The 11,480-nt window shown below is 62.0% G+C and carries 9 protein-coding genes; 5 read left to right on the top strand and 4 right to left on the bottom strand.

The window, feature by feature from the left end; translation table 11 throughout:
• Positions 1-5: 5 nt before the first annotated feature.
• A complete protein-coding gene (locus APH36_RS10700) occupies positions 6-611 on the bottom strand; it encodes an outer membrane beta-barrel protein (protein ID WP_060498600.1) in 606 nt (201 codons plus the stop codon).
• Positions 612-740: 129 nt separating this feature from the next.
• On the opposite strand from APH36_RS10700, the gene APH36_RS10695 reads away from it, so the two are divergent.
• Together APH36_RS10695 and APH36_RS10690 are read left to right on the top strand one after the other, a co-directional pair.
• Positions 741-1,532, top strand: a complete 792-nt coding sequence (locus APH36_RS10695) for a dienelactone hydrolase family protein (RefSeq protein WP_060498599.1) — start codon at positions 741-743, stop codon at positions 1,530-1,532.
• Between the two features lie 76 nt (positions 1,533-1,608).
• Positions 1,609-2,310: a 4'-phosphopantetheinyl transferase gene (locus APH36_RS10690; RefSeq protein ID WP_060498598.1), complete on the top strand. Its 702-nt coding sequence runs from the start codon at positions 1,609-1,611 to the stop codon at positions 2,308-2,310.
• A gap of 3 nt (positions 2,311-2,313) precedes the next feature.
• Here the strand turns inward: APH36_RS10690 and APH36_RS10685 are convergent, their stop codons facing one another.
• Complete coding sequence (locus APH36_RS10685) at positions 2,314-3,921, bottom strand: ATP-binding protein (RefSeq protein ID WP_027615350.1); 1,608 nt, start codon at positions 3,919-3,921, stop codon at positions 2,314-2,316.
• Positions 3,918-4,616 (bottom strand): response regulator transcription factor, encoded by a 699-nt coding sequence (locus APH36_RS10680; RefSeq protein WP_060498597.1) that lies wholly within the window; start codon positions 4,614-4,616, stop codon positions 3,918-3,920. The genes APH36_RS10685 and APH36_RS10680 overlap by 4 nt, the downstream gene beginning before the upstream one ends.
• A 747-nt stretch (positions 4,617-5,363) precedes the next feature.
• On the opposite strand from APH36_RS10680, the gene APH36_RS10675 reads away from it, so the two are divergent.
• From APH36_RS10675 to APH36_RS10670, 3 genes are all read left to right on the top strand, one after another.
• Positions 5,364-8,243 carry a ribonucleoside-diphosphate reductase subunit alpha gene (locus APH36_RS10675; RefSeq protein WP_060498596.1) on the top strand — a complete coding sequence of 960 codons (2,880 nt, stop codon included), beginning with the start codon at positions 5,364-5,366 and terminating at the stop codon, positions 8,241-8,243.
• 139 nt (positions 8,244-8,382) lie between these two features.
• On the top strand, positions 8,383-8,529 hold the full coding sequence (locus APH36_RS32075) for a hypothetical protein (RefSeq protein ID WP_164528035.1): 147 nt from the start codon (positions 8,383-8,385) through the stop codon (positions 8,527-8,529).
• 488 nt (positions 8,530-9,017) lie between these two features.
• Positions 9,018-10,268, top strand: coding sequence for a ribonucleotide-diphosphate reductase subunit beta (locus tag APH36_RS10670; RefSeq protein WP_060498595.1), 1,251 nt, complete (start codon positions 9,018-9,020; stop codon positions 10,266-10,268).
• Positions 10,269-10,591: 323 nt separating this feature from the next.
• Here APH36_RS10670 and APH36_RS10665 read toward each other — a convergent pair whose 3' ends face one another.
• Entirely contained in the window at positions 10,592-10,831 is a 240-nt protein-coding gene (locus APH36_RS10665) for a type II toxin-antitoxin system RelB/DinJ family antitoxin (protein ID WP_060498594.1), read from the bottom strand.
• Positions 10,832-11,480 lie beyond the last annotated feature (649 nt).

Here is an 11,480-nt window from a genome sequence, read left to right as displayed (position 1 = left end):
GCCCGTCAGAACTTGTAGCTTGCAGCCAGGTAGGTCTGCGCACTGCTGCTCAGGCGCAGGGTGCCGTCCTTCGGCCCGCCACGCTCGCCCACTTCGGTCGCGGCATTGGTGCGCAGGTAACGGTAGCCCAGTTCGACCGAGGCTTTGTCGGTGATGTCCTGGATCACACCCGCCTGCAGGCCATAGGCATAACCGTAGTCGGTATCGCGGCTGGCACCTGGCGAGTCCTGGGTCAGCTTGGTCACGCCCAGGCTGCCACCGCCAAACAGCTTGGTGGTATCGCCCACCGGCAGGAACAGGTCGTAGCTGCCCAGCAGGTTTTCCTGGCGCAGCTTGAGGCCGCTGTGGTCGCCCGAGACGTTGTCATAGGTCATGTAGTAGCGGCCTTGGTCATTGATCTTGCCCAGACGCACGCCCCAGGTGTCATCCTTGCCGATGATGCCATCGGCGTTGAGATGGTCGGTGTTGCGCTGCAGCAGGCCGGACTTGCGAACCTTGTCGCTGGTCTGGCCGTAGGTCAGGCTGGCGAAGTTGTCGTCGGCGGCCTGGGCGGTGGTGATGCCAGCGGCGCAGACGGCCATGGCGGCAAGCAGGGTATTGAAGGTTTTCATGGCTGGATACTCCAGTTGGGTGCGCTGTTTCGGTCTGGAAGCTAGAGTAAGCAGGGCACCCTGAACCGCGACTGAACCCTGGCTGAACACCGGCTGAACGAACTGTCTGCAAGACAAGGAGTAGTAACCATGCGTGCCCTGCTGGCCCTGACCCTGATGTGCAGCGCCGCCTTAGCCCAAGCGGCGGTACAAACCCGTGAAATCCCTTACCAGGACGCCGATGGCAACCGCCTGGTCGGCTATTACGCCTACGACGACGCCATCGAGGGCAAACGCCCTGGCATTGTCGTGGTGCATGAATGGTGGGGGCTGAACGACTACGCCAAACGCCGCGCCCGCGACCTGGCGGCGCTGGGCTACAACGCGCTGGCTATCGACATGTATGGCGACGGCAAGCACACCGAGCACCCGCAGGACGCCCAGGCGTTCATGACTGCCGCCATGAAGGACCCGGCAGCGGCGGCAGCACGCTTCGACGCCGGCCTTGAACTGTTGAAGCTGCAACCGAATACCAACAAGCATCAGCTGGGTGCTGTCGGTTACTGCTTCGGCGGCAAGGTGGTGCTCGATGCCGCGCGCCGGGGCGAGAAGCTGGACGGCGTGGTGAGCTTCCATGGTGCGCTGGCTACCCAGACACCGGCAAAACCGGGCGTGGTGCGGGCCGATATCCTGGTCGAGCACGGGGCGGCGGACAGCATGGTCACCCAACAGCAGGTGGATGCGTTCAAGGCAGAAATGGAGGCGGCCAAGGTCAACTATGAATTCGTCAGTATTGAAGGCGCCAAGCACGGGTTTACCAACCCCGATGCTGACCGGTTGAGCCATGGCGAGCATGGCGGGCCGGACATTGGCTATAACAAGGCGGCGGATGAAAGCTCTTGGGCGGATATGCAGGCGTTCTTCAAGAAAGTGTTCAAGTAGAGATTGTCGGGGGCCGTTTCACGGCCCCAACAATCCCAACTCCCACACCGCTGCTGCGGCTGGCACAATAAGCCCCATGAACACACTCCCCGCCTGTTGCGCCCCGCTCCAGCACCACTGGCCCTTACCCCGCCCGCTCCCCGGCGCGGTGCTGGTCAGCTGCGCCTTTGACCCCGCCCTCCTGGGCCGCGATGACTTCCAGCGTGCCGGCATCGTGCCCAGTGCCAGCCTGCAACGCTCGGTGGCCAAGCGCCAGGCCGAGTACCTGGCCGGCCGCGTATGCGCCCGCGCTGCACTGCAACGCCTGGATGGCCGCAATTACGTGCCCGGCACCCACGAGGACCGCTCACCGATCTGGCCGGCAGGCATCCTCGGTTCGATCACCCATGGCAAAGGCTGGGCCGCCGCCGTGGTCGCGGCCCAGGGCAGCTGCCAAGGCCTGGGGCTGGATCAGGAGTCCCTGCTGGATGACGAACGCGCCGAACGGCTGATGGGCGAAATCCTTACCCCACCCGAACTCGAACGCCTGGACCGTCGCCAGCTCGGCTTGACGGTCACCCTGACCTTCTCGCTGAAGGAAAGCCTGTTCAAGACCCTCTACCCGCTCACTCGCCAGCGCTTCTATTTCGAGCACGCCGAGGTGCTGGAATGGTCCGCCGATGGCCTGGCGCGTCTGCGCCTGCTCACCGACCTGTCGCCACAATGGCAGCACGGCGCAGAATTGCAGGGCCAGTTCAGCGTGCAGGACGGCCACCTGCTCAGCCTGGTCAGCGTCTGACCTTTACAAAGGGGCCTGCTGGCGCGGCCAGTTCAGGCTGAAGCAGGCGCCGCCCAGCGCCTCGCTGCGCCCCACCGTGGCCCGGCCTGCGTGCCAGTAGATGATCCGCCGCACGATCGACAGGCCCAGGCCATGCCCACCCGAGGCCCGTGTACGGCTGTCGTCGAGGCGGGTGAACGGGGTGAAAATACGGTCCCAGAAGCCCTCGGGTATACCTGGGCCGTCATCTTCCACATCAATGCGGCAGCGTTGCTGCCCCAGCTGGTAGCTCAGGCGCACTTCGCGCTCGGCATGGCGCATGGCATTGCCGACCAGGTTCTGCAGGGCCCTGTGCAGGTAACGCGGCTCGGCCTCGACCCAGGCGCCATCGGCGTCCGCGCCCTGGCAGTCGCCACGCACCACCCGCACCTCGGCACGCAGCGGTGCCAGCTCTTCGATCACGCGGTCGAGCAAGGCATCCAGGTCTACCCGCTGGAACTTCAAGGCCGGTGCGCCCTGCTCCAGGCGGGCATAGGTCAGCATCTCGTCAACCAGCTTGTCGAGGTCCTGGATATCCCCGTCCATGCCTGCCAGGTGCTTGGCCCGTGCCTGTTCGGTGGTGGCGCTTTCAATCATTTCCAGGCCAAACCGCAGGCGCGCAACCGGCGTGCGCAGCTCGTGGGACACCGCCCGCACCAGCTCACGCTGCATGGTCAGCGAGCGCTGCAGGTGCTCGGCCATGCCGTTGAAGGCAGCGGCCAGGCGCCCGACCGAGTCGGCGTCACCGGCAGGCACGCGGGTATCCAGGCTGCCTTGGGCAATACGAGTGGCGGCAACTTCCAGGCCCGACACACGGCGCTCCAGCTGGCGTACCAGCAGGTAGACCACTAGGCCGATCAGGCACAGGCCAAGGAAGGCGATCAATATCAGCAACTGCGGTGGATACGGGTTGAGCTGGTACAACGGGCCGATTTCCAGCACCCAGGGCGAACCTGACAGCCCGGCAAACACTCGGATCGAGTCGCCATCCCTGCCCAGCGCCATCACGGTGTCGCCCTCCTCGACCCGGCGCCGCTGGTCATCGTCCAGGCTTACCCGCTCGATGCGCTGCAGGGCGACGCCAAAACCGAAGCCCTTTTCCTGCTTGATCTGCGCCAACCGCTGCTGCTGTTCGGTGATCGGGTAACGCACCAGTTCATCGGCCAGCAGATAAAGGGTGGCGCGCGCCAACTGCTCGCTTATCTGTTTGATCTGCGCGACCAGCATCAGGTCTTCCTGGCCTACCTTGCGAAGCACTTGTGCCGCATGCGGGCCGGTCTTTTCGACCACCACCAGGCCACGGTACAGGCGAGCCCGCTGGCCGCCGTCGAGGGTGCGCGCCGTCATGGGCTGCAACGCCAGCGGCACACCCAGCAGGCGCTCCCAAATCAGCAGCGAGCGTTTGCGTTCGGTGTCATTCTGCTGTGCGAGGTTGTCGGCCATCAGGCTGAAGGTGCCCTGGGCCAGGCCTTCGCGGTGCTGGGCGGCGCGCACTTCGTTGACCAGATGCAGGCTGAGTATGCCAAGCAGGGCCACCAGCACCAGCACAGCCAGCATGCCGCCGTAGATACGCAGGAAGATCGAGTTGTTCATGGCGCCTCGCCGACAAACAGGTAGCCCTTGCTGCGCAGGGTCTTGATCAAGCGGGGCTGGAGCGGATCATCGCCGATCTTGGGGCGAATTTTTGAAATGCGGATGTCGATGGAGCGGTCCTGGCCGTCGTAGCCCACACCGCGCAGCGCGGTGAAGATCTGCTCGCGGGTCAGCACGCGGCCGGCGTTGCTGGCCAGCAGCCAGAGAAGGTCGAATTCGGCGCCGGTCAGCTCGATCAGCGTTTCGCCCAAGCGCGCCTCGCGCAAGCGGTTGTCGATACGCAGGGCGCCGAAGGCCAGGTCCTGGCGCTTGTTGTCCACGGCCTCGCTGCGGCGCAGCAGGGCCTGGATACGCGCCAGCAGCAGGCGTGGGCGTACCGGTTTGCACACGTAGTCGTCGGCCCCCAGGTCCAGGCCCTGGACCTGGTCGAGTTCGTCGCTGCGGGCAGTGAGCATCAGGATCGGGCCGGGGTACTGGCTGCGTACACGCCGGCAGATGCTCAGGCCGTCCTCGCCGGGCAGCATGAGGTCAAGGATGACCAAGTCGGGCTGGCTGTCGACGATGCGCCGCGCGGCGCGGGCGCCGTCGCCCTCCACCGCGACCTCGTAGCCGTTGGCTTGCAAGTATTCGGCGGTGAGCTCGGCCAGGCGCTGGTCGTCTTCGACAATGAGGATGCGGGGGGTGGGATGGTCCATGGCTTAGGCCTTCGCTTGTTGTTTTTCTTTTGCCAGCGCCCGCGAAGAGGCCGGCACAGGCAACATACCCCTTTAACCAAAAGGCAACATCTGCCTCGGATACTACGTCCCGCCCCCGGCACTGCCAAGCCACTCACAGCCCCTCGACTGAACCGTTTTTTGTGATAGGGTTCGCGCCCGAAAAAAACTGCCCCGGGGCAGCAAGGCGCAGAAAAATACTGCAAACCACTTGGCACAAGGCCTACAGCCAATACCCACCATTCACACACAAAGTACGCACACGTTATCCACAGGCGCTCGCCTTGCAAAGGCCCCAATACCGCATTATCTTGTATCCCGATCGCAGCGAACCACTAGATGTTGGGGTTCGTGCAAAATCACACACAAAAGTCAACCCGCAAAATCGAGCGATTTTCCGGGCGGAACTTCAAGTGATTTCAGCAGCCAAACCGCTCCTGCGGAGGCGACCGAGGCAAGCCCTTCCAGGGCCTTGTTCGGGTATGGGTGTTGCAGGCCAGGCCTGACACTCATCAGCAACAGATTTTGGGCTCAGGCCCAGAACCTTTGACTTCGGCCAGGGAGCGGCGAGCTATTGCCCTAATTCCTGAGTCTGTCCCGAAGTCGGTACGCCCGCGCGGGCGGATGCGCATGCATTGCGCATCCCCGCCGGGGCATCGAGCAAGTGGACGGAACGGTGGGCGCCCAAAAGGCGCCTGAACACTATAGAAACTGTGGAGACACCCACCCATGCAAACCGACACAACTCGCGAGAACCCGCAAGCCAAGGTGCCGCAAGCTGCCGATTCCAACCAGGATCTGGCCGCTACCGCCCCTGGCCAACTGCGCGTGATCAAGCGCAACGGCACTGTCGTCCCTTACACCGACGACAAGATCACCGTGGCCATCACCAAGGCGTTTCTCGCAGTTGAAGGCGGCACCGCTGCCGCTTCGTCGCGCATCCACGACACCGTCGCGCGCCTGACCGAGCAGGTTACCGCCACGTTCAAACGTCGCATGCCATCGGGTGGCACCATCCACATCGAAGAAATCCAGGACCAGGTCGAACTGGCCCTGATGCGCGCCGGCGAGCAGAAAGTCGCCCGTGACTACGTGATCTACCGCGACCAGCGTGCCAAGGAGCGTGCCACCCGCGCCAACACCGATGCCGTGGTCGAGCCGCACCCGTCCATCCGCATCACCCTGGCCGACGGCAGCCTGGCGCCGCTCGACATGGCCCGCCTGAACACCATCATCAGCGAAGCCTGCGAAGGCCTGGCCGAAGTCGATGGCGACCTGATCCAGCGCGAAACCCTGAAGAACCTGTACGACGGCGTGGCCATCAAGGACGTCAACACCGCCCTGGTGATGACCGCCCGTACCCTGGTAGAGCGCGAGCCGAACTACTCGTTCGTCACCGCCCGCCTGCTGATGGACACCCTGCGCGCCGAAGGCCTGGGCTTCCTGAACGTAGCCGACAGCGCCACCCACCACGAAATGGCCGACCTGTACGCCAAGGCCCTGCCGGCCTACGTCGCCAAAGGTATCGAGTTCGAGCTGCTGAACCCTGCCCTGGCTGACTTCGACCTGGAAAAACTGGGCAAGGCGATCAACCACGAGCGCGACCAGCAGTTCACCTACCTGGGCCTGCAGACCCTGTACGACCGCTACTTCATCCACAAGGATGGCGTACGCTTCGAGCTGCCGCAGGTGTTCTTCATGCGTGTGGCCATGGGCCTGGCGCTGGAAGAGAAAGACAAGGAAGCCCGCGCGATCGAGTTCTACAACCTGTTGTCGTCCTTCGACTACATGGCCTCGACCCCGACCCTGTTCAACGCCGGCACCCTGCGCCCGCAGTTGTCCAGCTGCTACCTGACCACCGTGCCGGACGACCTGTCGGGCATCTACCACGCGATCCACGACAACGCCATGCTGTCGAAATTCGCCGGTGGCCTGGGCAACGACTGGACCCCTGTACGTGCACTGGGCTCCTACATCAAGGGCACCAACGGCAAGTCCCAGGGCGTTGTACCGTTCCTCAAAGTGGTCAACGACACCGCCGTTGCCGTGAACCAGGGTGGCAAGCGCAAGGGCGCGGTGTGTGCCTACCTGGAAACCTGGCACTTGGACATCGAAGAATTCATCGAGCTGCGTAAAAACACCGGTGATGACCGCCGTCGTACCCACGACATGAACACCGCCAACTGGATCCCTGACCTGTTCATGAAGCGTGTCTTCGATGACGGCAAGTGGACCCTGTTCTCGCCTTCGGAAGTGCCAGACCTGCACGACCTGACCGGCAAGGCCTTCGAAGAGCGCTACGAGTACTACGAAGCCCTGACCGAGTACAACAAGATCAAGGTGTTCAAGACCATTCAGGCCAAAGACCTGTGGCGCAAGATGCTGTCGATGCTGTTCGAGACCGGCCACCCGTGGCTGACCTTCAAGGACCCGTGCAACCTGCGCTCTCCGCAGCAGCACGTGGGCGTGGTCCACAGCTCGAACCTGTGCACCGAGATCACCCTGAACACCAACAAGGACGAGATCGCAGTCTGCAACCTGGGCTCGATCAACCTGCCGAACCACATCGTCGACGGCAAGCTGGACACCGCCAAGCTGCAACGCACCGTGAACACCGCCGTGCGCATGCTCGACAACGTGATCGACATCAACTACTACTCGGTGCCGCAAGCGCGTAACTCGAACCTCAAGCACCGCCCGGTCGGCCTGGGCATCATGGGCTTCCAGGACGCTCTGTACCTGCAGCACATTGCCTACGGTTCCGATGCTGCAGTCGAGTTCGCCGACAGGTCGATGGAAGCGGTCAGCTACTTCGCCATCCAGGCTTCTTGCGACCTGGCCGATGAGCGCGGTGCGTACGAGACCTTCCAGGGTTCGCTGTGGTCCAAGGGCATCCTGCCACTGGATTCGCAACAGATCCTGATCGAGGCCCGTGGCCAGAAGTACATCGACGTCGACCTGAACGAGACCCTGGACTGGGCTCCGGTACGTGCCCGCGTACAAAAAGGTATTCGTAACTCGAACATCATGGCCATCGCGCCAACCGCGACCATCGCCAACATCACCGGCGTGTCGCAGTCGATCGAGCCGACCTACCAGAACCTGTACGTGAAATCGAACCTGTCGGGCGAGTTCACCGTGATCAACCCGTACCTGGTCCGCGACCTGAAGGCCCGCGGCCTGTGGGACTCGGTCATGATCAACGACCTGAAGTACTACGACGGTTCGGTGCAGCAGATCGAGCGTATCCCGCAAGAGCTGAAAGACCTGTACGCCACTGCGTTCGAAGTGGAAACCAAGTGGATTGTCGATGCTGCCTCGCGTCGCCAGAAGTGGATCGACCAGGCTCAGTCGCTGAACCTGTACATCGCTGGCGCCTCGGGCAAGAAGCTGGACGTGACCTACCGCATGGCCTGGTACCGTGGCCTGAAAACCACCTACTACCTCCGTGCCCTGGCTGCAACCAGCACCGAGAAGTCGACCATCAACACCGGCAAGCTCAACGCCGTTTCCAGCGGTGGCGACAGCGCACCGGTCCAGGCCGCCGGCCCGGCGCCAGTGCCAAAGGCCTGTGCGATCGACGAGCCTGACTGCGAAGCCTGCCAGTAAGGCCTGAATGCCGCGCGGGGTGCCTACGGGTGCCCCGCGCGGCATTTTTGTATCCGCGCCCCAGAGAAACCTTGCCCTTTGCCCACCGCTCACGCGGCTAGGTAAAAGAACAGGACCTCTCAAAAAAGGAAACAAGCCCATGGCGCGGAAAAAGGTGGCAACTCGCAAGATTGGTCGCAACGCTGAAACCGGCCGCTTCACCTCGGTCGAAGTAGCACGCAAACACCCCAAGACCCACATCGTCGAAACACTGCGCTACTGTGGGAGCGGCCTTGTGTCGCGATAGGGGTACGAAGCGCCCCCAAGTTTTCAGCTCCGCCGCATAAATCGCCCGGGCTGCCTTGCAGCCCTCTCGCGACACAAGGCCGCCCCCACAAAAAGCGCGCCAACACCACATAATGTGCCCATAAAATAAAATGGCACAACATGTAGTGCCACCCGCTTTTTGCCGCTACACTCCTTCCCCGTAGCAAACGGCACAAGCCTGGTGAACGGACGCACGCAAAACCGGTCGAAAAAGTTACCCTCGCCCGCCAGACGCGCGCCCCGATCGGAGGCGAATTCCGGTATACTGCGCCCCCTCTGAAAAAGGGCACCTTTCAATTGTCCTGGCCCCTCCCAGAGGCCTGGCCAGGTACAAGTCAGAACACATTCAGATGTAAACGAGAGTCAGCCTCTCGAGCTGTCCATTCGCCGTTACGGCCTTGCGTCAGGCATCACATTTTTAAAATCCAACCGGTTGCCCCAGGGCGACCCTCAAGCAGGAGCCAAACCATGCTGAGCTGGGACGAATTCGATAAAGAAGACGGCGAAGTAGCCGCCAAAGGCAACACCCCTGCGCAGGCCGCTGCCACCGCTACCCTCGACAAGCTCGACAGCGCTGGTGGTGCCGCCGCCCTGGAAGCTCGCGCTGCTACCGCGTCTGACTCCGAAGCCGTCAAGCGTGCCAAGGCTGCCCTCGACGCCCTCGACGTGGCCGAAGGCCTGGCCGAGCTGGAAGGCTCCTCCGCCCGCGTTGCCGTTGACGAAAAGCGCATGATCAACTGCCGCGCCGACCTGAACCAGCTGGTACCGTTCAAGTACGACTGGGCCTGGCAGAAGTACCTGGACGGCTGCGCCAACCACTGGATGCCGCAAGAGGTCAACATGACCGCCGACATCGCCCTGTGGAAGAGCCAGGACGGCCTGACCGAAGACGAGCGCCGCATCGTCATGCGCAACCTCGGCTTCTTCTCCACCGCCGACTCGCTGGTTGCCAACAACCTGGCCCTGGCCGTGTACCGCCTGATCACCAACCCGGAGTGCCGCCAGTACATCCTGCGCCAGGCCTTCGAAGAGGCGATCCACACTCACGCCTACCAGTACTGCATCGAGTCGCTGGGCATGGATGAAGGCGAGATCTTCAACATGTACCACGAGATCCCGTCGGTCGCTAAAAAAGCCGCCTGGGGCCTGAAGTACACCCGCGCCATCTCCGACCCGGAATTCAACACCGGCACCGTCGAAACCGACAAAGAGCTGCTGCGCAACCTGATCGCCTACTACTGCGTACTGGAAGGCATCTTCTTCTACTGCGGCTTCACCCAGATCCTGTCCATGGGCCGCCGCAACAAGATGACCGGCGTGGCCGAGCAGTTCCAGTACATCCTGCGTGACGAGTCGATGCACCTGAACTTCGGTATCGACGTGATCAACCAGATCAAGATCGAGAACCCACACCTGTGGGACGCGGCGATGAAGGAAGAAGCGACCCAGATGATCCTGCAAGGGACCCAGCTGGAGATCGAATACGCCCGTGACACCATGCCACGCGGCGTGCTGGGCATGAACGCGGCGATGATGGAGGATTACCTCAAGTTCATTGCTAACCGTCGTTTGACTCAGATTGGTTTGAAAGAAGAGTATCCGGGGACTACCAACCCGTTCCCATGGATGAGCGAGATCATGGACTTGAAGAAGGAGAAGAACTTCTTTGAGACGCGCGTGATTGAGTATCAGACTGGTGGTGCACTGAGCTGGGACTGATTATCCGGGCTGATTATCAAGAAGGCTGCCAAACGGCAGCCTTTTTTATTGGCAGGGGAAAGGCAAACAGGACGCTTCCTACAAGGTTTTTCATTGTCACTTTTTTAGCGTTGCAATAACGTCTGTCGGCGCTTAAGAACGCAGCCCACCGCCGGCAAGCCAGCTCCCACACCGAGCGCATCGCACTCAAGCCATGCGCTGTAACTGTGGGAGCCTGGCTTGCCGGCGATGGGGCGCAAAGCGGCCCCAATGTTCCTGACTGATTGGCATTAGAGGTCACCTGCGAACGCCGGCAAAGCCGGTGCCGTACATCGAGTCAGATGCTATAGGTCATCCAGTTGAACCTTCACGCGCAGCGGGGAAGCGAGACGCTCATTTACAGACGCGATGAGGCCTTCATCTTCCTCGGCCATGGTGGCTGGCCCAAAAGGCAGCTTGCCCTGCTCTGCTACATATTGCAGAACCTGGTGCATGCGTTCGGAGGGGGTTACACCGAGGCGCTCTAGCTCTTCGTAGGCGCGGGCTTTGAGCTCGTCGTCGATGCAGATGTTGACGGACGCCATGGTTCGACTGTCGAGAAAAGAAGAGGCCCCGCCCACGCCGACAAGAGGGGTACGGCACAACGAGGTGCCGGGACTGGACATGCCAGTCTACGTGGTCGAGGGCGAGGCCAGATCTGAAGATAGCGCAGGGTTGCGGCAGGGTCCACAGGCAACTGGATTGGATTTGTAAAGGATGTGTTCGGGTTAAAGGCGCATATCTGTGGGAGCGGGTTCACCCGCGAAAAATTCAACGCGGTGTATGGCACCGGCTGTGACGGTGTTCGCGGCTAAAGCCGCTCCCACAGGGATCGAGCCAGCTTTTGAATTTTGGGATGAGATCGCGCCCGCTGTTGAAACAGCGCAAATGACTACCTTAGTCGTAGTATGTCTCTATAGCAGTCATGGTAGAGCTTCTACAGCCCGATTTACGCCACCTAACCCCTGAATCGCTCAGCCATCAGCCGTTGACAGCCCACCTCCCCCTTGCTAATAATCGCCCACAGTTGTACGACAACACATAACAAAAACAACAATCAGTGGACGAAATCATGTCGACACCCATCCCGCAACACCCACGTCTGTTGCACACCCCCCTTGCCCCGGCCTGCCTGCGTACGCCCGCCAGTACCTAGCACCCGGTTACCGCGTATCCACCTCTGGCCCTGACCGG

Origin of the sequence: Pseudomonas sp. NBRC 111133 (genome assembly GCF_001320605.1) — a bacterium.
Classification (GTDB): domain Bacteria; phylum Pseudomonadota; class Gammaproteobacteria; order Pseudomonadales; family Pseudomonadaceae; genus Aquipseudomonas; species Aquipseudomonas monteilii.
Note: the sequence above shows the minus strand (reverse complement) of the source record. Positions and strands in the feature narration are given on the sequence as shown.